Origin of the sequence: Actinomadura rubrisoli, from assembly GCF_004349215.1 — a bacterium.
GTDB lineage: Bacteria > Actinomycetota > Actinomycetes > Streptosporangiales > Streptosporangiaceae > Spirillospora > Spirillospora rubrisoli.
This window is the reverse complement of sequence record NZ_SMKU01000156.1, coordinates 1-21942: the sequence shown is the minus strand read 5'-3', so window position 1 is coordinate 21942 and position 21942 is coordinate 1. Positions and strand designations below refer to the sequence as shown.

The 21942-nt window shown below is 71.6% G+C and carries 17 protein-coding genes and 2 pseudogenes; 8 read left to right on the top strand and 11 right to left on the bottom strand.

All coding sequences use genetic code 11. The features are described 5' to 3' along the window. Positions 1-69 precede the first annotated feature (69 nt). The 3 genes from E1298_RS26205 to E1298_RS26195 are packed head-to-tail and all read right to left on the bottom strand — an operon-like array spanning position 70 to position 2785. A complete protein-coding gene (locus E1298_RS26205) occupies positions 70-855 on the bottom strand; it encodes a PP2C family protein-serine/threonine phosphatase (protein WP_131897763.1) in 786 nt (261 codons plus the stop codon). A 36-nt stretch (positions 856-891) separates the two neighbouring features. Then, positions 892-1560, bottom strand: coding sequence for a response regulator (locus tag E1298_RS26200; RefSeq protein ID WP_131897761.1), 669 nt, complete (start codon positions 1558-1560; stop codon positions 892-894). A 25-nt stretch (positions 1561-1585) separates the two neighbouring features. Continuing rightward, positions 1586-2785, bottom strand: a complete 1200-nt coding sequence (locus E1298_RS26195) for a GAF domain-containing sensor histidine kinase (RefSeq protein WP_243725815.1) — start codon at positions 2783-2785, stop codon at positions 1586-1588. 226 nt (positions 2786-3011) lie between these two features. Here E1298_RS26195 and E1298_RS26190 point away from each other — a divergent pair, with 226 nt between their 5' ends. The 5 genes from E1298_RS26190 (at position 3012) to E1298_RS26170 (ending at position 9845) form a co-directional block, all read left to right on the top strand. After that, the gene (locus E1298_RS26190; protein WP_131897759.1) at positions 3012-3692 is read left to right on the top strand and encodes an SDR family NAD(P)-dependent oxidoreductase; all 681 of its coding nucleotides are present in this window, start codon (positions 3012-3014) and stop codon (positions 3690-3692) included. Continuing rightward, positions 3689-5089 carry an MFS transporter gene (locus E1298_RS26185; protein WP_131897757.1) on the top strand — a complete coding sequence of 467 codons (1401 nt, stop codon included), beginning with the start codon at positions 3689-3691 and terminating at the stop codon, positions 5087-5089. The genes E1298_RS26190 and E1298_RS26185 overlap by 4 nt, the downstream gene beginning before the upstream one ends. Beyond that, positions 5086-6111 (top strand): S-adenosylmethionine:tRNA ribosyltransferase-isomerase, encoded by a 1026-nt coding sequence (locus E1298_RS26180; RefSeq protein ID WP_131897755.1) that lies wholly within the window; start codon positions 5086-5088, stop codon positions 6109-6111. The genes E1298_RS26185 and E1298_RS26180 overlap by 4 nt, the downstream gene beginning before the upstream one ends. Before the next feature lie 127 nt (positions 6112-6238). Continuing rightward, complete coding sequence (gene serB / locus E1298_RS26175; RefSeq protein ID WP_131897753.1) at positions 6239-7441, top strand: phosphoserine phosphatase SerB; 1203 nt, start codon at positions 6239-6241, stop codon at positions 7439-7441. A gap of 145 nt (positions 7442-7586) precedes the next feature. Continuing rightward, the gene (locus E1298_RS26170) at positions 7587-9845 is read left to right on the top strand and encodes an FUSC family protein (RefSeq protein ID WP_131897751.1); all 2259 of its coding nucleotides are present in this window, start codon (positions 7587-7589) and stop codon (positions 9843-9845) included. Between the two features lie 9 nt (positions 9846-9854). Here E1298_RS26170 and E1298_RS26165 read toward each other — a convergent pair whose 3' ends face one another. The 5 genes from E1298_RS26165 to E1298_RS26145 all read right to left on the bottom strand — a co-directional run bounded on the left by E1298_RS26165 (position 9855) and on the right by E1298_RS26145 (position 16301). Beyond that, positions 9855-10322, bottom strand: coding sequence for a SixA phosphatase family protein (locus E1298_RS26165; protein WP_131897749.1), 468 nt, complete (start codon positions 10320-10322; stop codon positions 9855-9857). Between the two features lie 23 nt (positions 10323-10345). Next, on the bottom strand, positions 10346-11482 hold the full coding sequence (locus E1298_RS26160) for a twin-arginine translocation signal domain-containing protein (RefSeq protein ID WP_131897747.1): 1137 nt from the start codon (positions 11480-11482) through the stop codon (positions 10346-10348). A gap of 422 nt (positions 11483-11904) precedes the next feature. Further along, the gene (locus tag E1298_RS26155; RefSeq protein ID WP_243725814.1) at positions 11905-14331 is read right to left on the bottom strand and encodes a sodium-translocating pyrophosphatase; all 2427 of its coding nucleotides are present in this window, start codon (positions 14329-14331) and stop codon (positions 11905-11907) included. A 1159-nt stretch (positions 14332-15490) separates the two neighbouring features. After that, complete coding sequence (locus tag E1298_RS26150; RefSeq protein WP_131897745.1) at positions 15491-15931, bottom strand: ATP-binding protein; 441 nt, start codon at positions 15929-15931, stop codon at positions 15491-15493. A 16-nt stretch (positions 15932-15947) separates the two neighbouring features. Further along, positions 15948-16301, bottom strand: a complete 354-nt coding sequence (locus tag E1298_RS26145; protein WP_131897743.1) for an STAS domain-containing protein — start codon at positions 16299-16301, stop codon at positions 15948-15950. Between the two features lie 250 nt (positions 16302-16551). Between E1298_RS26145 and E1298_RS26140 the strand changes: the two genes are divergently transcribed. From E1298_RS26140 to E1298_RS26130, 3 genes and pseudogenes are all read left to right on the top strand, one after another. Beyond that, a complete protein-coding gene (locus E1298_RS26140) occupies positions 16552-18858 on the top strand; it encodes a DEAD/DEAH box helicase (RefSeq protein ID WP_131897741.1) in 2307 nt (768 codons plus the stop codon). 326 nt (positions 18859-19184) lie between these two features. Next, positions 19185-19387: pseudogene (locus tag E1298_RS26135) on the top strand (integrase core domain-containing protein); the annotation flags it as partial. Between the two features lie 2 nt (positions 19388-19389). After that, positions 19390-19530, top strand: a pseudogene (locus E1298_RS26130) (integrase core domain-containing protein); the annotation flags it as partial. On the opposite strand, the gene E1298_RS26125 reads toward E1298_RS26130, so the two are convergent. The 3 genes from E1298_RS26125 to E1298_RS51295 all read right to left on the bottom strand — a co-directional run. After that, the gene (locus tag E1298_RS26125; RefSeq protein ID WP_131897739.1) at positions 19527-19895 is read right to left on the bottom strand and encodes a hypothetical protein; all 369 of its coding nucleotides are present in this window, start codon (positions 19893-19895) and stop codon (positions 19527-19529) included. The pseudogene E1298_RS26130 and the gene E1298_RS26125 overlap by 4 nt on opposite strands. Before the next feature lie 302 nt (positions 19896-20197). Then, positions 20198-21487, bottom strand: a complete 1290-nt coding sequence (locus E1298_RS26120; protein ID WP_131897737.1) for a hypothetical protein — start codon at positions 21485-21487, stop codon at positions 20198-20200. A 298-nt stretch (positions 21488-21785) separates the two neighbouring features. Continuing rightward, positions 21786-21942 (bottom strand): proton-conducting transporter transmembrane domain-containing protein (locus E1298_RS51295; RefSeq protein ID WP_279499200.1); only part of this gene is annotated, 157 nt, incomplete at its 5' end.

The following is a 21942-nucleotide window of genomic DNA, read 5'->3' as shown; positions in this document are numbered from 1 at the left end:
GGGCAGGCTGACCGGGCAGGCGGGCAGGCAGACGGGCGGGCGCGGCTCGGGGGAGGCGGCGCCCGGGGGTCAGGCCTGGCCGGCCGCGCCGACGGTCCGCGGCGCCTCGGCCTCGGTGATGTGCTCGGACTCGACGACGTCGGCGACGACCGCGGTGATGTTGTCCGGGCCGCCGTTCTCGCGGGCGAGCTCGATCAGCCGGTCGACGGCCCGCTGGGGGTCGGCCTCGGCGGACAGCACCTCGTAGATCTTCTGCGCGTCGACGGGACCGCTGAGGCCGTCGGAGCACAGCAGATAGCGGTCGCCCAGCCGGGCCTCGCGGAGCCGCAGGTCGGGCTCGCGGTCCTCGCGTCCGTCCAGCACCCGGTACAGCACGTGGGACAGCCGGGACGTCTCGGCCGGGTCGGCGGTCTGGCCCGCCTGCTCGGCCTCCGCCTTGAGCAGCTCGTCCATCGTGTGGTCCTGGGTCATCTGGAAGAGCTCGCCGTCGCGCAGCAGGTAGCCGCGCGAGTCGCCGATGTGCGCCAGCGCGACGGACTGCCCGGCCCACAGCATCGCGGTGAGCGTGGTGCCCATGCGGCTGAGGTCGGGGCGTTCCTCCCGGACGATGCGCAACTTCTCGTTGGCCTCGGCCACCGCGCGGCCGAGGATCTCGACAAGGTCGTCATTGTGGGCACCGGTGTCCAGCGAGCGCAGCGAGCCGATGACGGTCGAGCTCGCGACCTCGCCGCCGGCATAGCCCCCCATGCCGTCGGCGACCGCGATCAACCGCGCACCGGCGTAGCCCGAGTCCTCGTTGTTCTCTCGGTTGCACCCGATGTCACTGCCTGCTGCGTACCTGATTGCTACGTTCATACCAATTTCGATGACGATCCTGTCAGAGGAGTTGTCTCAGTCACGGGCGGCCTCGCCGGCCGCTCCGACACCGTGCCGGACGGCGTAGAGGGCCGCCTGCGTCCGATCCTGGACTCCCAGTTTCATGAGCAGATTACTGACGTGCGTCTTGACCGTCTTCTCGGAGACGACGAGCGCGCGGGCGATCTCCCGGTTCGACCTGCCCCGCGCGATGTGCACGAGCACCTCCCGTTCCCGTTCGGTCAGCGCGGCCATGCCGCGGTCGGCCCCGGACGCCGGCCCCGGACGCAGCATCGCCTCCGCCGCGTCGGGCGCGAACAGGACGTGCCCGTCGTGGACCGACCTGATCGCCTGGACGAGGGCCTGCGGGTCGACGTCCTTGTAGAGATACCCGGCGGCCCCTGCCTGTACTGCCGGCAGCACGTGTCCGCGTTCCGTGACGCTGGTCAGGATCAGGACGCGCGCCGCCACCCCACGAGCCCGCAGCTCCGTCAGCGCGGCCAAGCCGTCGGCGCCCGGCATCTTGAGGTCCATCAGCACGATATCGGGCTCCAGGGATTCGGCCAGTGTCACGGCCGACGTGCCGTCCTCGGCCTCGCCGACGACGTCGATGTCGTCCTGGATGCCGAGGAAGGTGCGCAGGCCCTGCCGCACGACGGGATGGTCGTCCACGATCAGCACCTTGATCGTTTCACGGGTTGTCATGCCGCCGCCCCCTCGTCGCGGAGATTCACAGCGGAACCTCCAGCCGGACGGTCGTGCCCTCGCCGGGCGCGGCGTCGATGGTGAGCGCGCCGCCGATCGAGCAGGCCCGGTCGCGCATGGAGGCGAGCCCCAGGCCGCCCTGGGCGTCGCCGTTCGCCTGGCCGCGTTCGGTGAGGTCGAACCCCGAGCCGTCGTCGGCCACCTCCAGGACGACCTGCCCGCCGTCGATCGTCAGGCTCACGTCCACGGCGCTCGCACCGGCGTGTCGGAGCGCGTTGTAGAGCGCCTCCTGGGCGATGCGGTAGGCGACCTTCTCGTGCTCGTCCGGCAGGACGTCGGCGCCCTCGGCGGTGAAGCGGACGGCGGTCTCGTGCGCCCGGTCGAGGACCTCGATGTGCTTGCGCAGGGAGGCGACCAGCCCGTCGGCGAGATCGGCGGGGCGCAGCTCAAAGATCACGGCGCGGAGCTCGGCGAGGGCCTCGGCGGCGAGCCGCTCCACCTGCTCCAGCTCCCGGACGGTGCGGACGGGGTCGCGCTCGGCCAGGGCGGACGCGGTGCGCGCCGTGAGCCGCAGCGAGAAGAGCTTCTGCGCGACCGCGTCGTGCAGCTCCTGGGCGAGCCGGGTGCGCTCGGCGACGACGGTCAGCTCGCGGTTGTGCTCGTACAGGCGCGCGTTGGCCATGGCGATCGCGGCGTGCGCGGCGAAGAGGGTCAGCAGGTCCTCGTCGTCCTGGGTGAAGCCGCCGGGGCTGCGCTTGTTGGCCAGGAAGACGATGCCGAGGACGTCGTCGCCGTCGCGGATGGGCACGCCGAGGAAGTCCTTGAGGACGGGGTGCGCGACCGGCCAGCCCTCGAACTCCGGCTCCCTGCGGATGTCGCGGAGCCGCTTGGGCGTGTCGCCGTGCAGCATCGCGGCGAGCATGCCGTGCTGGCGGGGCAGCGGGCCGATCCTCTCCCACTCCTCGTCCGAGACGCCCTCGACGACGAACTCGGCGAACGACCCCTCGTCGTCGGGCACGCCGAGCGCGGCGTACCGGGCGTCCAGGAGCTGCGCGGCGGCGCGGACGATCACCTGGAGCACCTCGTGGACGGACAGGTGCCGGGTGACGGCGAGCACGGCGGAGCTGACGGCGTGCAGGGTCGCGCCCTGATCGCCGCAGTGGCCTTCCTCGGTGGTCATCCCGGCCTCTCGTGTCCCGCGGCGGGTGCCGCCCGGCGCCCGCATGTGAAGACCGTACTCTCTGGCCGCCTCCTCCCGAATCAGCCCGCGGTCGTAGGTGCGGGCCGCGCCGTCCCCGCCTCCGGTCCCAGAAGCCCGAGATCCGCTCCTCCGTGGGCGGTATGTCCGGTCAAGCGGCGGGCGCGGACGGAAGTCCTACGACCAATGACCCACCGGCCAGGGGACCCGCCGCCCGATGCCGCGGGTCGCGCCGTTCCTTAGCGTCGAGGGCATGAAGACGGCACTGATCACCGGAGCCTCCCGGGGGCTCGGCAGGGCGCTGGCCCGCGAGCTGGCCCGGGACGGCTGGACGCTCATCATCGACGCGCGCGACGCCGTGGCCTTGCGGTCCGCCGCCGCGGACCTCGGGCGGGGCACCGTCGGGATCGCGGGGGACGTCGCCGACGCCGGGCACCGGGCGGCGCTCGCCGCGGCCGTGGCGGACGCCGGGGGGCTCGACCTCCTGGTCAACAACGCGAGCACCCTCGGCACGACGCCGATGCCGCGGCTCGCCGAGCAGCCCGTCCAGGACCTCGCCGAGACGTTCGCGACCAACGTCCTGGCGCCGCTCGCGCTGATCCAGGCCGTCCTGCCGAGCCTTCGTGAGCGCGGCGGCGCCATCCTCAACATCACCTCGGACGCCGCGGTGGAGGGCTACGAGACGTGGGGCGGCTACGGGGCCAGCAAGGCCGCCCTGGAGCAGCTCTCGAACGTCCTGGCGGCCGAGGAGCCCGGCCTGGCCGTGTGGTGGGCCGACCCGGGCGAGATGCGCACCGACATGCTGCGCGCCGCGGGCGAGGACGCGGACGCCGCCCCGCCGCCCGAGGAGGCCGCCGCCGCACTCCGCCGGCTCGTGATCGACCGGCCGCCGAGCGGCCGCCACCGTGCGGCGGACCTGGCGGGTGCGCGATGACCACGACCCTGGAGCCGGACGACCCCGTCGTCGACGCCGGGGCCGGGACGCCGCGGGGGGTGATGGGCGCCGGGTACCGGGGCGCGACGCTCGGCATCGTCATGGTCGTCACCCTGATGGCGTTCGAGGCCATGGCGGTCGGCACGGTCATGCCGGCGGTCGCGGACGATCTGAACGGCCTGGCGCTGTACGCGTGGGCCTTCAGCGCCACCTTGATCACAAGCCTGCTGTCCACCGTCCTGGCGGGCGGCTGGGTCGACCGGCAGGGCCCGACGCGTCCCCTCCTGATCGGGCTGGGCACGTTCGTCACCGGGCTGGCGATCGCCGGGGCGGCGCAGTCCATGTGGCTTTTCGTGCTCGGACGGGCGGTGCAGGGCCTCGGGATGGGCGTCGCGATGGTCGCGACGTACGTCGTGATCGCCCGCGTCTACCCGGAGGAGCTGCGGTCCCGCGTGTTCGCGGCGCTGTCGGCGGCCTGGGTTCTGCCGTCGCTGATCGGCCCCGCCATCGGCGGCGCCGTCGCCGAGTTCGCGGGCTGGCGATGGGTGTTCCTCGGCCTGATCCCGCTGGTGGTCCCGCCGACCCTGCTGCTGGTGCCCGCGCTGCGCGGCATCCGGACGGTAGTGGCCGCGCCCGCCGCCGGACGGGTCCGCTACGTCGCCGCCGTCGCGGTCGCCGCGGGCGCCGGGATCGTCCTGTACGGCCTGGGCGACCCGGGCTGGACGATGGTCCCGATCGCCGCCGCGGGCCTCGCCGGGCTGGGCTTCGGCCTGCCCCGGCTGCTGCCCCCCGGGACGCTCCGGCTCCGCCGCGGCCTGCCCAGCGTCGTCCTCGTCCGGGGCCTGCTGGCCGGGGCGTTCTTCGGGACGGACGTGTTCATCCCGCTGGCGCTGACCTCGCTGCACAAGTTCAGCGCGACCGAGGCGGGCGTCGTCCTCACGGTCGGGGGGCTCGGCTGGTCGGCGGCGTCCCAGATCCAGGGCCGGTCGAAGCGGTCCCGCGAGTTCTTCGTCCTGGTCGGCGCCGTCCTCGTCACCGCCGGGATCGTCGCCGCGACGGTCGCGCTCCAGCTCTCCGGCTGGGCCGCCGCCCCGGCCTGGATCATCGGCGGCGCCGGGATGGGCTTCGCCATGGGCAGCCTCAGCGTCCTGCTGCTCGACCTGTCCCCGGAGGACGAGCAGGGCGTCAACTCCTCCGCGCTCCAGATCAGCGACACCCTCGGCTCGTCCCTCGTGGTGGGCATGGCGGGCGCGCTGGTCGCCGGCTTCGGCACCGAGCGGCTCGGCACGGGCCTGGCCGTCGCCGGAGCAGTGCCGGCCGCGATCGCCGCGTTCGGCATCGTCTCCGCCCTCCGGCTGCGCGCCGGAGGCCCGTCCCGGCTGGAGGCCGCGACATGACCGACACCCTCGACTTCGTCCTCCCCTCCGACCTGGAGGCCCACGAGCCGCCCGAGGCCCGCGGCCGGGCCCGCGACGGCGTCCGGCTGCTGGCCGGGCGGCGCGGCACCGGCGAGATCTCCCATCACGGGTTCCGCGACCTGCCGGACCTCCTGGACGCCGGGGACCTGCTGGTCGTCAACACCTCGGCGACCCTGCCCGCCGCCGTCCGGCTGGACCGGATCAGCGTGCACTTCTCCACCCCGATGCCCGGCGCGGACGAGCGCCTCTGGCTCGTCGAGCTGCGCACGCTCGCCGGGAAGGCCAGCCACCCCTACACCGGCGGCAGCCCCGGCGAGTGGATCCCGATGCCCGGCGGCGCCACCCTCACTTTGATCGGACGGCGGACCGACCGGCTCTGGCAGGCCCGGCTCAGCACCGACGTCGTCCCGTACCTGCGGGGGCACGGGACGCCGATCCGGTACGGGTACGTGCGCCGCGACTGGCCCACCCTCGCCTACCAGACCGCGTTCGCCTACGACCGGACGACCGGCAGCGCCGAGATGCCCAGCGCGGCCCGCCCGTTCACCCCGGAACTGGTGACACGGCTGGTCTCGCGGGGCGTGCTCTTCGCCCCGATCACGCTCCACACGGGCGTGGCGTCCCCCGAGGCCCACGAACCGCCGTACGCCGAGCGCTACGAGGTCCCCGAACCGACCGCCGACCTCGTGGAACATGTCCGCGCGCGCGCCGGACGGGTGATAGCGGTCGGTACCACCGCCGTCCGGGCCCTGGAAACGGCTGTGGACGCCGATGGACGCGTCCAGGCGTCCGCAGGGTGGACCGAGCACATCGTCACGCCAGAGGGCGGCGTACGGGCCGTGGACGGGCTCCTCACCGGCCTGCACGAGCCCAAGTCGTCCCACCTGATGATGCTCACCGCCATCGCGGGCCGCGACCTGCTCGCCGCCACCTACCGGGCCGCCCTCGACAAGGGCTACCTTTGGCACGAGTTCGGCGACGCGAACCTCCTGCTGCCATGACCTCGATCTTTACTGTCACCTGACCTCGATGCCGGGCGATGTTCATCGACCTGTCACAAGGCTGCCGTCTTGTATTGTGGACGTCGCGCGCGAGGCATACGTCCCGGCCGGTACCGTTGTGAACAGCATGGACGGGTCAGCAGAGCGCACGCTGCTCATCACACTCACCGGCCGCGACCGCCCCGGCGTGACGTCGCGCCTGTTCGGGACGCTCGCGGAGTTCCCCCTGGCGGTCGCCGACGTGGAGCAGGTCGTGATCCGCGGACGGCTCGTCCTCGGCGTCCTGGTCTCCTACACCGAGGGCGCCGACATCGGACGGGTCTGGAACGCCGCCGAGCGGGTCGCCAACGATCTCGACATGGAGATCGAGCTGTCCACCGGCCGCAACAAGCGGGTGCCGAAGCGGCGCGGGCGGCTGCACGTCACCGTGCTCGGCGCCCCCCTCATGCCCGCCGCGATGGCGGGGATCGCGGGCCGGATCGCGGCGAACGCCGCCAACATCGACCGCATCGAGCGCCTCGCGGCCAGCCCGGTCACCTGCATCGAGATGGACGTCTCCGGCGCCGATCCCGACGCCCTCCGCGCGGGCCTGGCCGCCGAGGCCGCCGAGCAGCAGGTCGACGTCGCCGTCCAGTACGGCGGGCTGCACCGGCGCGCCAAGCGGCTGATCGTCATGGACGTCGACTCCACCCTGATCCAGGGCGAGGTGATCGAGCTGCTCGCCGAGCACGCCGGCTGCCTGGACGAGGTCGCCAAGGTCACCGAGGCCGCCATGCGCGGCGAGCTGGACTTCGAGGGCTCCCTGCGCGAGCGCGTCGCGCTGCTCGCCGGGCTCGACGCGGCCGCGATCGACGACGTCCGCGACAAGCTCCAGCTGGCCGCCGGGGCCCGCACGATGGTCCGCACGCTCAAGCGCCTGGACTACAAGTTCGCGATCGTCAGCGGCGGCTTCACGCAGGTCACCGACGCGCTTGTGGACGATCTCGGCATCGACTACTCGATGGCCAACACCCTGGAGATCGAGAACGGCCGGCTCACCGGGCGCGTCACCCCGCCGGTGATCGACCGCGCGGGCAAGGCCACCGCGCTGGAGCGGTTCGCCCGCGAGGCCGGGATCCCCCTCAGCCAGACGGTCGCGATCGGCGACGGCGCCAACGACCTCGACATGCTCCAGGCCGCCGGGCTCGGGATCGCCTACAACGCCAAGCCGGTCGTCCGGCAGGCCGCCGACACCGCGGTCAACGTCCCCTACCTCGACACGATCCTCTTCCTGCTCGGGATCTCCCGCGAAGAGGTCGAGGCCGCCGACGCCGACGACCCCACCACCTGACCGCCCTCCCGGCCACGCCGCGGCCGCACCCAGGTCGCACCTCGCGCGCGGCATGAACGATCATCGCGGCCCGATCGGGGTACAGGTGATCACGACGGCGCGGGAGTGATCCGCTCGTGACGGCCGAAGAGAACGCGGAGGAGCGGTGCTTCAGCGTGCGCGCGAGGCGTACGCCCAGATCAACGGGCAGACGGCACCCTTCTACGGGCTCGCCGCCGCCCTCGCCATGGCCGTGCCCCTGCTCGTCGGATCGCTGACGGGACATCCCGCGCAGGGGTCGATGATCGCCCTCGGCGCGTACCTGGTGGCCCTGCGGGCACCCGAGGGGCCCTACGGCGCGCGCGCCCGCGACCTGGCGGGCGGCGTGCTGATGGTCGCGATCGGCGCGGCGGCCGGCGGGCTGCTGAGCGGGCACACCTGGCCCGCCGTCATCGTCGTCCCGCCGCTGATCGCGATCGGTGTCGCCGTCCCCCGGGTCGGGTCGACGGCGGGGCTCGCGGTACTGCTGAGCGCGATCCGCCCGCCGTCCGCGGACGTCCTGTACACCGGGCTCCTCGAACTGATCGGCGGGCTCCTCACGACCGCGCTGCTGCTCGCGCCCTGGCCCGCGATGCGGCTCCGGCCGCTGCGGGAGGACCTGGCCGAGGCCACCAACGCCGTCGCCGAGGCGCTCGACGCGGTGGCGCAGGACGTGGGCGCCCCCGACGGCGGGCCCCTGGAGGACGTCGAGCTGACCAACCCCGAACTGCTCGCCGTCACCCGCAAGCCCGACTGGGAGCAGTGCCGCCGCGCCGCGTCCGAGGCCCTCACCGCCGCGCGCGCCACCTACGGCCTCTACCGGACGGGACGGGACGGGAACGATCCAACGCGTCCCGAGCGGCTCATCGACGCGCTGTCGCGCATCCTGCACGAGACGGTGACGCTCCAGGCCGTCCTGGAGGCGGCGCGCAACTACCCGCCCGACCGCGAGTGGGCGCTGGAGACGAAGACCGCGGTGTCCGCGCTCGCCGCCCGGCTGCGGCTGCTGGCGGGCGCCATCGCGTCCTCGGGCGAGGCGCCGCTCGGCGGGGAGGAGTCCGGGGCCGTCCGGCGGATGGGCCGCACGGCCGAGCAGATCAGGCGCGCCGGGCTCGCCGGCGACGAGGATCTCGTGGCGGTCTCACTGATCGCCCAGCTCCGGCGCTCCATCGACCGCATCGCCGGCGATATCGCCTCCGCCCGGCGCATCATCGCGGGCGGCCTGCGCATCGGGTTCCACCCGCTGCGGCTGCCGGACGCGCCGCACCCGGTACCGGCGTGGGAGCGGCTCAGGCGCGCCGTCCGCACCCGCTCGCCGCGGTTCCGGCAGGTGGCCCGCGTGCTCGTGACGGCCGTCGTGTCGATGGCGCTGGTCGGCGCGTTCCACATCCCCCACGGGCACTGGATGACGATCACCGCGATGCTCAGCCTGCGCGCCACCTACGGCGAGACCGTCGAGCAGCTCGTCCAGCGCGTCGGCGGCACGGCCGCCGGCTCCGTCATCGCCGCCCTGCTGCTCACCCTCGCCCCCGTCCAGGCCACCACCGCCCTGATCGTCTTCTGCTCCGCCCTGGCCGGATTCACGCTGCGCTCGGTGAACTTCGTCTACTGGGCCCTGTTCGGGACGCCGCTCGCGATGATGCTGCTGGACTTCTCCACACCGTCCGACTGGCACGCCGCCCGGGACCGGATCGTCCTCACCTTCGCGGGGACGCTCCTGTCCTACCTCGCCATCAGCCTGCTGTGGCCGACCGGCCACCGCGAGCGGCTCCCCGCCCAGCTCGGCCGGCTCCTGTCCGTCCACGCCGACCTCGTCAGGACGACCGCGGACGTCCTCGGCGGCGAGCGCGTCGAGCTCCCCCACGACAAGGTCGCGGCCGCCGAGCGGACGGCCGAGGCCGTCGCCGAGACGCGGGACCGGCTCGGGCACGAGCGCGTCCTCGACACCGATCTGGCCGCCCGGCTCCAAAACGCCGTCGGCGCCGCGCACCGCATCCGCGACCAGCTCATCGCGGTCGCCCGCATGTCCCGCGAGAGATCCGTCGACGTCGGTCCCGTCCCCGAGATCCTCGACCGCCTCGCCGACCAGATGGAGGAGGCGGCCACCGCCCTGGAGGAGCGGCAGCCGGAGGACGGCGACGCGGGCGCGCCCTCGTCCGTCGAGGAGCTGGACGAGGAGCTCGCCGACCTCGACTCCCACCTGTCCACCCTCACGCGCCGCCGCCGCGCCGAGATCAAGTCGGGCGGCGACCGGGACGAGACCACCCCGCTGAACCACGCCCTCCTCCAGATCTCCAGCACCCGCTACACGATCCGGACGATGCGCCGCGACACCGGACGGCTCATCAACAGCGCCCAGGCCGCCGTCGAACGCCGTCCGTCCTGACCGTCCCGGTCAGTCCTTGGGCGTACGGGTCGTGACGAGCGTGCCCGCGCCGGGCCTGAGGTCCGTCCACGCGCCCGGCACCTCGATCACCGCCAGAGCGCACGTCGGGAACGCGTCCGGTGCCTGCCCGGCCAGATCGTGGACGAGCTGGTGCACGGACGGGTTGTGCCCGATGAGCAACAGCCGCTCCACGCCGTCCTGCGTCTCGGCCAAGAGCGCGAGCAGATCCTCGGGATCGTTGTCGTAGATCCGGGACTCGAACCTCACCTCGGTGTCGACGGCCAGCCGCGCGAGCGTCTCCCGCGTCCGGGCGGCCGTCGAGCACAGCACCCGATCGGGCACGAGGCCGTTGGCGCGCAGCCACTCCCCGGCCGCCGCGGCGTCGCGCCGCCCACGGTCGGTGAGGGTGCGGTCGATGTCGGGAATCCCCAGGCCCGCGGCGGCCTTGGCGTGACGGAGCACGATGAGCGTCGGCATATCGCCAGCCTAGTTTTAACCGGTCAGTGGAGGCGTTCGACGAGGGATTCGTATCCGTAGCCGTCGGGGCTTTGGGGGTCGGGGTGTCTGATCGAGCCGGTCGCGAGGATCGTCCGCGTGCCCGGCGCCCGGGCGATGCCGGCGATCGAGGGCTGGTCGGCCGCGGCGCGTGCCGGACCCGGCACGACCGTCCAGGTGCCCGCCTTGAAGTGCAGGTAGTTCGAGGAGCCGGTGCCGTAGGCCCCGATCCACACGCCGTCCCAGCCGTCCTCGGCCAGAGGGGCGTAGGGGAGGTTGAAGTCCGCCGGGAGACGGAACTCCTCCCATGCCCCGCCGCCCGTCCAGCGAAGCAGCGTCTGGTTTTGGCCGACCGTCTCGTTGCTCCGAAAGGCCCACGCGAAGCCCGCCGAGACGGGACGGACGCTCCTGATGGCCTGGGGTGCAGAGGAGCCGGGCACCGGAGGGACCGTGACGTCCTGCCAAGCACGCCCGTTCCAGTGGACGGTGAACGGGATCCTGTGCCGGCCGGCGTCGAACGAGTAGCCGGCGACCCAGATGTCACGGCGCGAGCGGACGGCGACGTGCTGGGCGACCGCACCCGGGGGCATCGGCACCTCCGTCCGCAGCCAGGCGTCCCCTTCCCAGCGCAGGACGGCGCATTTGTCGTTGACCACGTCCGCCAGGACGGCCCAGGCCGTCCCGTCTCGTCCCGCCGACAGCGAGTACGGGACGAGCTGCACCGGGAAGCCGCTGAGCTGCACCGGGACGTCGACGTGCCGCCAGGCGGACCCGTTCCAGTAGCCGCTGCCGTTCAGAGCGTTCGTCATCACCCACAGCTTGCGGCGGCTCGCGGCCGCGACCAGGAGGGTCCCGCCGGCGAAGCCGTCCGGCAGCGGGAAGCGGCTGAGGGCGCGCCCGTTCCAGCGCAGCAGGGTGAGAGGCCCCCATTTGTCCTGCGGTGTGGTCACCCAGCCTTCGTTCGGGCCGAGGAGCGTCAGGCCGCCGAGCCGGGGGACGTCCACGGACACGGGCACGTCCCGCCAGCTCGGAGCGGACGCCGCGGCGGCGCCCGGCCGCAGGACGGACGGGAGCGATGCGGCGGCGCCGGCGACGGCTCCGGCGGCGAGCACGGTGCGGCGGCTGAGAGGGGGACGCGTCATCCGGACTCCTCGGGATCGATTGCCGCAAAGATCCCTGCCGGATTGGCACGTTCTCAAGGGCCGTGGCCCCGGACGGCCAGAACCGGAACCCTGGTCAAGCGCCCCCGCCTGGGAGATCAGCCCAGAGCCCTGCATTCACCCAGGTAACGGACGCACCGATACGGGTGGCCGCTACGGGGCGACGAGCGCCGCCAGCCCCCACAGGACGAGCATGATGCCGAGCATCCCGCCGAGCACCAGCGCGAAGCCCTTGGGCCCGGCCATCACCGGTTTACCGTTGTCCGCCACCGCGCGCCTCCCGCTTCCCGTGCCGCCCGAAGTGCCACGTCCAGCGTACGACCGGCGTCGCGCGCTCCCGACACGACCCCGGGCATGCGAAAGGGCCGGCGGCACGAGCGCCGCCGACCCCTCCGTCCGGCAGGTCAGGCTTTGTTGACAGGCGACTCGTTCCCCGTCTCCGTCTCCGTCGTGGTTCCGCCGTTGGACTCGGCTGAGACGGCCGGGCCGGGCACGCCGCCCTCGACGGCACCGGGCTTGGCGCCCGCCTCCACCGCGGGCTCGCCGATCGGGTCGGCGCGGCGCTTGGACACCACGATGGCCGCCACCACGATGGCGACGGACCCGGCGGTCACCCCGATGCGCAGGGGAGTGTTGCCCGCATAGGTGACGACCGCGTCCGCGATGAGCAGCGCGACGAGGTTCATCACCTTGATCAGCGGGTTGATCGCCGGGCCGGCGGTGTCCTTGAACGGGTCGCCGACCGTGTCGCCGATCACCGTGGCCTCGTGCGCCTGGCTGCCCTTGCCGCCGAGGTAGCCCTCCTCGACGAGCTTCTTGGCGTTGTCCCAGGCGCCACCGGAGTTGGAGAGGAACACCGCCATCAGGACACCGCACGCGATGGCGCCGCCCAGGAACGCGCCGAGCGGCGCGTACCCCAGCGCGAAGCCGACCGCGATCGGCGTCATGATCGCCAGCAGCCCGGGCGTGGCCAGCTCGCGCTGCGCGTCCCGGGTGCAGATGTCCACGACCCGGTCGTAGTCGGGCTTCTCGGTGTAGTTCATGATCCCGGGCTTGGTGCGGAACTGCTCGCGCACCTCGACCACGACCCGTCCCGCCGCCCGTCCGACCGCCATGATCGCCAGCCCGGAGAACAGGAACACCACGGCCGCGCCGATGATCAGCCCGATCAGCACGTTCGGGCTGTCGATCGACAGGCTGAAGACCTTGAAGTCCCCGAGCGCGTCCTTCGCGTCGCCCGAAGCGTCGCCGAGCGCGGAGACGACCGTCGTCCGGAACGAGCCGAACAGCGCGGTCGCCGCCAGCACCGCCGTCGCGATCGCGATGCCCTTGGTGATCGCCTTGGTGGTGTTGCCGACCGCGTCCAGCCGTTCGAGGACGGCCGCGCCCTCGCCCTTGACGTCCCCGGACATCTCGGCGATGCCCTGGGCGTTGTCGGACACGGGGCCGAAGGTGTCCATCGAGACGATCACGCCGACCGTGGTGAGCAGCCCGGTCCCGGCCATCGCCACCGCGAACAACGCGACGGTGGTGTTGCCGAAGCCGAGCAGGAACGCCCCGTACACGGCGCCGGCGATCACCAGTGCGGTGTAGACCGCCGACTCCAGCCCGAGCGAGATGCCGGACAGGATGACGGTCGCCGGACCCGTCCTGGCGCTGTTGGTGACCTCCTTGACCGGCTTGCGGTTCGTCTCGGTGAAGTAGCCGGTCAGCAGCTGGATGGCGCTGGCCAGCACGATGCCGATGATCACCGCGCCGAGCGCGACCCAGCGCGGGTCGGCGTCCAGGTTGCGGATCTCCGGGTCGGTGACGCCGGACAGATCGGCGAACGACGACGGCAGGTAGGCGAATGCGGCGACCGCCACCAGCGCCGCCGAGATGAACGCCGAGATGAAGAAGCCCCGGTTGATCGCGGTCATGCCGGAACGGTCGCTGTCGCGGGGCGCCACAGCGAAAATCCCGATCACCGCGGTGATCACACCGATCATCGGCACGATCAGCGGGAACACCAGCCCCTCGGTCCCGAACGCCGCGGTGCCCAGGATCAGCGCCGCGACGAGCATGACCGCGTACGACTCGAACAGGTCCGCGGCCATCCCGGCGCAGTCGCCGACGTTGTCGCCCACGTTGTCGGCGATGGTGGCGGCGTTGCGCGGGTCGTCCTCGGGGATCCCCTGCTCGACCTTGCCCACCAGGTCGGCGCCCACGTCGGCCGCCTTGGTGAAGATGCCGCCGCCGACACGCATGAACATGGCCAGCAGCGCCGCGCCGAAGCCGAAGCCCTCCAGCACCTTCGGCGCGTCCCCCTTGTACGCGAGGACGACCACCGCCGCGCCGAACAACCCGAGCCCGACGGTGAACATCCCGGCGACACCGCCGGTGCGGAACGCGATCCGCATCGCCGTCTTCTCGCCGCCCTCCTCACGGGCGGCCGCGGCGACCCGGACGTTCCCCCGGACCGCCAGCCACATGCCGGTGAACCCGGTGACGGCCGAGAAGATCGCCCCGATGACGAAGAACACCGACCGCCCGACCCGTTCGGACGTCGAGTCGGCGGGTAGAAGCAGCAGTACGAGCGGGATCAGCACCACGAAGACGGCGACCGTGCGGAACTGGCGTTTCAGATAGGCGCTCGCGCCTTCCTGAACCGCCTGCGCGATCTCCTGCATCTTCTCGGTGCCCTGGCCCGCGGCCAGCACCTCGCGTACCAGACCTGCGGCGACGGCCAGTGCCAGCAGTGCGATCACAGCGACGACGACGACCAGTGTGAGGTCGCCGCCGCCGAGATCCACTTCTGCGCTGGCCGGGCTTGACAGGGAAAGCCCAGACATCCGTCCTCCTCGACAGGGGCGTTGCGCTCTAGACCGTCAAAAGACGATCTTTACCGCGTACCCCGCGAGTCATGATTTCGAACGCCTCGCACGGCAGCGCGGGTTCCGGGAGTCTACGCAGGCGGCACGCGAATGAGAAGGCCGCCATGGCCTTAATGAAGATGTCATGGAAAAGCAATGCGCTTTACTCCGGAATTTGACCTTTAGCCCGGCTCAGCCGCCATTGCCCCAGGTCAACCTGGGTTAGTACACTATTACCTCGAAGCCACCTTGACACGTCCGAGGCCAGCACCGATGGGCGGCGCGCCCATCGCCGCCTCCTTATCAAGCTAGGCATTAATGATGAATATGTCCAGACCGTAATCAGCGCGGATCGAGCTCAACCAGAAGAAGATCTCACACTCTCCACCCCCGCCCGCGGCCGGGCGAGGGACGGGGCTCCGTCGAAGTCACCAACCGAACAACTCGGGGCCTAGCCCTCCGCCACCCGAGGCTCGTCCTCCGCCCCTCGGGGCTCGTCCCACGCCAGTCGGGGGTCGTGCTCCGCCGCTCGGGGCTCATTCTCCAACCGCCCCGGGCTCACCCTCCACGCTCCAGGCTCGTCCTCGGCCGCTCGGGGGTCGTGCTCCGCCGAACCAGGCTCGTCCTCGGCCGCTCGGGGCTCGTCCTCCGCCGGACCGGGCTCGTCCTCCACCCCTCGGGGGCGTGCTCCGCCGCTCCAGGGTCGTCGTCCTCAGGGGGCGGCGGGAGTGAACGTCGTGAGCAGTCCGGTCCGGAGGCGGACATAGCCGCGCCCGCGCCGGTGACCGTCCGGACGACCGCGCCGCTGCCCCCCCGGTTGCGGTCGACCGCCTACGGCGCGCGCTCGCTTCTCGGCCGACCGCCCCCGTACCGCTTGGGGAAAGGACGATCGAACAGTCCAACAGGCAGGCCCGGCCAACAAGTCGGACGAACAAGCCTCGGCAACCGGGCCGCACGGCCAGGCAGGGCCAGGCGCACGCGACAGACGAACCAGACGAACGGACAAGCCCGGGAGACAGGCTAGGGCGGCAAGCCGGCGGCCCGGACGAGCGGCAAAGGGCTCGGTTCAGAGAGCTGGGCAAATGCGAAGGCCCCGCCGGGGCGGGGCCTTCCTCTACGTCTGGGGAACGGGTGCGCGTCAGATGCTCGCCTCGGCTTCGGCCGGCCAGCTCATCCTGATCTGGACCCCCTTCGGCGTGGCGGCGATCTCCACGTCGTCGGCGAGCCCGGCGATGACGGCCAGTCCCAGTTCCGCGGTGCCCTCGCTCAGGCCGTACTCGAACTCGTCCGCGTCCTCGAACGAGGGGATGCCGCCCGCCGGGTCGTCGCCGGGAACGGTGTCGCTCACGATGACCTCGAAGCGGCGGTCGGCCCCGCTCAGCTCAAGCCGCACGGGCTCGTCCGGGCAGTGTCGGCGGTGCGCCTCCACGGCACGCGAGCACGCCTCGCCGACCGCGAGCCTGACCTCGTCGAGCAGCGTCTCGGCGACGCCGCTGCGGCGGGCCACGGCGGTCACGATCAGTCGGGCGGTCCGGACGTGGACGGGCAGCGCACTGAAGGACAGTTCAACGGTCGCCATCTCAGCTACAGGCCGCCTACTTGGCGCCCTTGCGCTTCTCCTCGGCCTCGGCGATCGTGTCGTGGATGCCGAAGACCTTGGTCAGCCCCGTGATCCGGAAGATCTTGAGGATGCGCTCCTGCGTGCAGACCAGCTCCAGGGAGCCGTCGTGGGCGCGCACCCTCTTCAGCCCGCCGACCAGGACGCCGAGGCCGGTCGAGTCCAGGAACTCGACCTTCTCCATGTCCACGAGCAGGTGGAACTTGCCCTTGTTGACCAGGTCGATGAGCTTCTCGCGAAGCTTCGGCGCCGTGTAGACGTCGATCTCGCCCTCCACGTTGATGACGGTGAGGCCATCGTCGGTGGTGTAGTCGTTCACCTTCAGGTCCACAAATCCTCCAGCGCCGTGCAGCACAATCTGATCTCGCTTTTCGAGCCTCCGAGAGCGGCGGTTCGGTCAACGAGACTTCGCCGTGATTCAACCACGCTCCGGCGACGTACACGCACGTTATCGCCCACTCGGGCGAAAGTTCGCGCCATCCCGTCTGACCTGGTGATCCAGTCGTCAGGGCAGGGGGGACGGGCCCACCGGCGCCGGGGCGTTCCCGTTGTTTTGCCCAGGCTGGCAAACTGAAAACCTGATGGGCGCCCAAAGATCTCGTACCCCCCTGGACAGGCTGCTCGCCGACCCCACCCGCCGCGACCGCATCACGCATGTGGAGAGTGTTCCCGCACGTGAGGGCCGTCGCGCGGCGTGGCCTGCCTGGTCACCGCCCCTGCTGCTGGAACGGCTGGCCGCCTCCGGCATCGAGGCCCCCTGGGAGCACCAGGCCGCCGCGGCCGAGCATGCCCGCGCCGGACGCTCTGTGATCATCGCCACAGGCACGGCGTCCGGAAAGTCCCTCGCCTACCTGCTGCCCTCCGTCGCCGCGATCTACGCCGGGGAGGAGAATCATCACCGCGAGGGGACGATCCTCTACCTGTCGCCCACGAAGGCCCTGGCCGCCGACCAGCTTCGAGCACTCCGCTCCCTCCACCTCACCCGTGTGCGCGCGGCGACGTACGACGGCGACACTCCACGGGACGATCGGACGTGGGTCCGGCAGCACGCCAACTACATCCTCACCAATCCGGACATGCTGCACCGGTCGATCCTGCCGAGCCACGCCCGCTGGTCCTCGTTCCTCCGCCGCCTCCAGTACGTGATCGTCGACGAGGCGCACGGCTACCGCGGCGTCTTCGGGTCGCACGTGGCGCATGTCCTGCGCCGCCTGCGCCGGCTCTGTGCCCGCTACCACGCCGACCCGACGTTCGTCCTCGCCTCGGCGACCACGTCCGAGCCCGCGACCACCGCGTCCCGCCTCACCGGGCTGGACGTGGTCGCCGTCGACGACGACGCGTCGCCCCGCGGCCCCGCCACGTTCGCGCTCTGGGAGCCGCCTCTGACCGAGTTGCGCGGGGAGCGTGGCGCCCCCGTCCGCCGCACCGCGACCGCCGAGGCAGGCGACCTCTTGGCGGACCTTGTGGTCGAGGGCGTTCAGACGCTCGCCTTCGTCCGTTCCCGGCGCGGTGCGGAGTCGGTGGCCCTCGGCGCCAAGCGCGCGCTCCACGAGGTCGCCCCCGCTCTCGCCGACCAGGTGGCCGCCTATCGCGCGGGCTACCTCCCCGAGGAACGGCGTGCCCTGGAGGCGGCGCTCCGCTCCCGTTCCCTCGTCGGCCTGGCCAGCACCAACGCCCTCGAACTCGGCGTCGACGTCTCCGGGCTCGACGCCGTCCTCGTCTGCGGCTGGCCCGGCACCCGCGCGTCCCTCTGGCAACAAGCCGGTCGTGCCGGACGATCCGGACAGGCCGCGCTGTCCGTCCTCGTCGCCCGGGACGATCCGCTCGACACCTTCCTCGTCCACCACCCCGAGGCGATCTTCGGGACGCCCGTCGAGGCCACCGTCCTCGACCCCGACAACCCGTACGTCCTCGAACCCCATCTCTGCGCCGCGGCCTCCGAACTGCCCCTCACCGAGGCCGATCTCGACCTGTTCGGCCCGTCCACCGCCGACCTCCTGCCCGACCTCGTGCGCCGCGGATTCCTCCGGCGCCGTCCAGCGGGCTGGTACTGGACGCGCCGCGACCGGGCCGCCGACCTCGCCGACATCCGCGGCGCCGGCGACGCGCCCATCCAGGTCGTGGAGTCGGCCACCGGCCGCCTTCTCGGCACCGTGGACGAAGCCTCCGCCCACACCACCGTCCACGAAGGCGCCGTCTACATCCACCAGGGCGACTCGTTCGTCGTCCAGACCCTCGACCTCGACGACTCCGTCGCCCTCGTCGAATCGGCCGACCCCGACTACTCCACCACCGCGCGCGACGTCACCGACATCACCATCGTGGAACGGCTCCGCTCCGCCTCCTGGGGCCAGGCCACCCTCTGCTTCGGGACGGTCGAGGTCACCCGCCAGGTCGTCGCCTACCAGATGCGCCGCCTCCAGACCGGCGAGATGCTCGGCGAGAAACCCCTGGACCTCCCGCCCCGCACGCTGCGCACCCGCGCCGTCTGGTGGACGCTCTCCGAGTCCCAGATCGACGCCCTCGGCGACCTCGACCTGGCAGGCGCCGCGCACGCGGCCGAGCACGCCGCGATCGGCCTGCTCCCCCTCTTCGCCACCTGCGACCGCTGGGACATCGGCGGCGTGTCCACCGCCGTCCACCCCGACACAGGGCTCCTCACCGTCTTCGTGTACGACGGCCACGAGGGCGGCGCGGGCTTCGCCGAACGCGGCTACGCCGACGCCTCCGAATGGCTCCGCGCGACCCGCGACGCGATCGCTTCCTGCGAATGCGAATCCGGCTGCCCGTCCTGCATCCAGTCACCCAAATGCGGCAACGGCAACGACCCACTGGACAAGTCCGGAGCCCTGGACCTTCTGGCCGAACTGCTCAACCAGGTCCCCTAGTACCGCAACGACGGGTTCGCAAGATATTTATGAAGCTGCCGGTCACCGCCTCAGCGACGCTGAGAATCCGCAGCGGATCATTTGTGTTCTCGCCGGTCGGCGCATCGCGCTCGGCAACCTGTCGTTGCAGTCCCAGCCTGTGTATCAAAGCCCGGCCCACGGCACACTCGCCTGGCGGCTCGTACCTAACCGGGCCTTGCGGGCACCGCATCGCTTCGCGATCTGCCTGATGAGGCTCGGGCCTCACCGGCCGGTCAACGCGCCCGCGCGGTGGCCGTGGCCACTTGGAGGCCGCACCTCGCGGCGTCATCATCAGTCATCCGGCTCAAAAGACCCGGCCCTACCGCCCGCAGACCAATGGCAAGGTCGAACGCTTCAACCGCACGCTGCTGGAGGAATGGGCCTACGTCCGCCCCTACACCACCAACACTGAACGCACCGCCGCCCCAACCACCGCCGCTGCTACACCGCATTGAGCGGCCAGCCACCCATCAGCCACGTCAACAACGCTGAAGGTCAATACAACTAGGCCGCTTCTCCAACTCAGAACAAGCACGCCGCAAAGCCCTACCGGCCTCGCTGCATCACTACAATCACCACCGGCCCCACACCGCGACCGGCGACAAACCACCCATCACCAGACTGGCCGACGTCCCTGGGCAGTACACCTAGCTCGGCGCAACCCGCTGCGCCGGAACCGACGGCTCGTCCAGCCCGCGCCGGGCCTGGGCCAGCGCCTGCTGCAGCTTCCGCCGCTCCATCTCCAGCGTCTGCAGCGACTCCTCGTGCTCGTCCCGCAGGTCCCTGAGCTCGCGCCGCATGCCCACCGCACGCCTGAACCCAAGGGCCGCCAACCCCGCTCCCGCCATGAACACGATGGCGACGACGGCACCGGCCATGAACACGTGCCACTGCTGCGTGACGCCGGGCACGCTGTCCCCGAACACGACCAGCTGGACGTCACCGGTGTTGTCCAGCACGACGGCCGTCCCCACCACGACGGCGGCGAGCGCGATGACCAGCCCCAGGAAGATCATGCGGAAGGTCTCCTCTTCATAGGCGGACGAATCCGACTGGCAAGGCAGCCTAGACCGCAGACAAATCGGTCGCCAGCCCTTCCTATGACCCCATCCGCCACAGTGACCGGGCGCCACCCGACCGGTTGCGGTGGATGGTCCACCGCAGGTCGCCCGGTGGCATGTCGGAGAAGCCGGTCGGGGTCGGTGGATCGGCTACGGCCAGCGCCAATTCCCAAGGGGCTGAGCCTGCCTGCGGGAAACGCCACAGTGCCATGCCTGCGGGAGCGCACGCCCTCGGCGCCCGCACGGTGAACCCGGGCCTACTTACGGCGGCGGCCGCGACCTGAACCCTTGGGATTTGGAGCCGGCTTAGCGATCCGCACGTTCACACCGCTGGAGCGCTTGCCGACGGTCGCGGGCCGGCGTCCGACCTTCGCGTTCGGCTTGGGACGCTGGACCTCTGGCTTGACCGGGGCCGTCTTGGCGATTGCCTCAGCGCGCGCGATCTGCTCGCGCGCCGCGCGGACCCGCTTACGGCCGCCTCCGCCGCGCGCCATGCGCGCCGCCATGCCCAGACTGCTCGTCCCCGCTTGGGAAACGCGGAGCTGACGCGTCCAGGTGCCAAGGTGGGCCGCGACGATCAGCAGGACGAGCGCGATACCTACGCTCTTGCCCCACTGCAGCCGGTCGGTGGACGCGACATTCCGAGCATTCGGCGGGTCAGCGATCTTCGGCGTGGGGTAGGCGAAGCCGGGCGTCGCCCCATTCGGCTGGACGGACGGCAGCGTGATCGGCGACTCGTTGTTGAACGGCGTCAGCGGAGTGGTGGCGGTGCTGGGCGGCATCCGTCCCGAGGAAAGCGAAGGCGCCGTCCCGGACGACAGCCCACCCGGACCGGAACCGCCGCCCGCCATCGCGCTGGCGGAGGCCGTGCCCGAGTAAACAGAGCCGCCCGGTCCAGCCGGACGCTTCGCCCGGACTCCCACTGACACGGGACCGTTCGACCGGCTCAGCGGCAGGCTCGCGGAGCAGCTCGTCCCCGAGCAGAGAGAACTCACCGATCCGGTCTTGGAGCTGACTCCCGAGCCAGACAGCGCATACCCGCTCAAGTCGTCCTCAAGTCCGAGGTTCCACTTCACGACGAGCTTGCTGCTCGACACCCGAGCGGATACCCCCGTAGGCGCGGCCGGAGGGATACGGACGGTGAACGTGTGCGAGCCGTACTCCCTACGGGACGGCCATGCCTTCATGTAGACCCTGTATTCGCCATTCCGGCGAAGCTGGATGGGAGCCGACAAATCGCCCGCCAGGTTGCGCTCGGCGAGGAACGTGTCGCCGGCACCCGGGATCGTGGCCCGCAGCTGCATCTTGAACGCGAAGTCGAAGTGGGCCCTGGCGGTCACCTGGGAACCGCTGGTGATGACCGCGTCGTCCGCGGGGGACAGCACGCCGGTTGTGGCGGCCTGCGCGGAAGGCGCGGCGAGAACCGGGAAGCTCATCGCAAGGGGGGCCGCGAGTGCGACTGCACCGATCCTGCGAATGATGGTCACGGCCTCAATCCCTTCATCGAACAGCCTGCCGACAGTGTCCTGCTCGCTTCGTCCCGCCATGTCCGGAGAGGTCGGCCCGGCTCAGGCGCGAGGGGCCTTTGCGGCCACCGTGTCGAGTGATAACTGAGGGCTTAGGGCAGCGTAACGTACTCCCCGGTAGCAAAAGTCACAGCTAGGTGACAAAGCGATGGCAGCCCGCGTCCGACCAAGATCCCCGCACCTCCCTCCGCACCCTATTGACATTCAGTGCAACGAGTTGCGTCGCGCCAGGGTACGCCGTCCGGTCCGACAGGACCAGCCCTTGCGCGAGAAACAATCCGCACATCGCCGACCCCCAGCGGCACCGTCAGCCCCACGGTCACCCAGACCTCGACCACTCCTCCCTCCACCGCGCCAGCTCGGTCATGTCGAGGGTGCCCGCGTTGACGGCGACGAGCAGCATCCCGGCGAGCAGGAGCCCGGAGCCGAGCAGGGTGTAGAGGATGAACTTGTCGGCGGCGGCGCGCCGTCCGGCG

Coding starts and splice junctions, on each gene's coding strand:
- E1298_RS26155 (WP_243725814.1), bottom strand. CDS start 14,331: ATGTCTGGGCTTTCCCTGTCAAGCCCGGCCAGCGCAGAAGTGGATCTC.
- E1298_RS26180 (WP_131897755.1), top strand. CDS start 5,086: ATGACCGACACCCTCGACTTCGTCCTCCCCTCCGACCTGGAGGCCCAC.
- E1298_RS26140 (WP_131897741.1), top strand. CDS start 16,552: ATGGGCGCCCAAAGATCTCGTACCCCCCTGGACAGGCTGCTCGCCGAC.
- serB (WP_131897753.1), top strand. CDS start 6,239: ATGGACGGGTCAGCAGAGCGCACGCTGCTCATCACACTCACCGGCCGC.
- E1298_RS26190 (WP_131897759.1), top strand. CDS start 3,012: ATGAAGACGGCACTGATCACCGGAGCCTCCCGGGGGCTCGGCAGGGCG.
- E1298_RS26125 (WP_131897739.1), bottom strand. CDS start 19,895: ATGATCTTCCTGGGGCTGGTCATCGCGCTCGCCGCCGTCGTGGTGGGG.
- E1298_RS26165 (WP_131897749.1), bottom strand. CDS start 10,322: ATGCCGACGCTCATCGTGCTCCGTCACGCCAAGGCCGCCGCGGGCCTG.
- E1298_RS26195 (WP_243725815.1), bottom strand. CDS start 2,785: ATGCGGGCGCCGGGCGGCACCCGCCGCGGGACACGAGAGGCCGGGATG.
- E1298_RS26200 (WP_131897761.1), bottom strand. CDS start 1,560: ATGACAACCCGTGAAACGATCAAGGTGCTGATCGTGGACGACCATCCC.
- E1298_RS26160 (WP_131897747.1), bottom strand. CDS start 11,482: ATGACGCGTCCCCCTCTCAGCCGCCGCACCGTGCTCGCCGCCGGAGCC.
- E1298_RS26205 (WP_131897763.1), bottom strand. CDS start 855: ATGAACGTAGCAATCAGGTACGCAGCAGGCAGTGACATCGGGTGCAAC.
- E1298_RS26185 (WP_131897757.1), top strand. CDS start 3,689: ATGACCACGACCCTGGAGCCGGACGACCCCGTCGTCGACGCCGGGGCC.
- E1298_RS26150 (WP_131897745.1), bottom strand. CDS start 15,931: ATGGCGACCGTTGAACTGTCCTTCAGTGCGCTGCCCGTCCACGTCCGG.
- E1298_RS26120 (WP_131897737.1), bottom strand. CDS start 21,487: ATGGCGGGACGAAGCGAGCAGGACACTGTCGGCAGGCTGTTCGATGAA.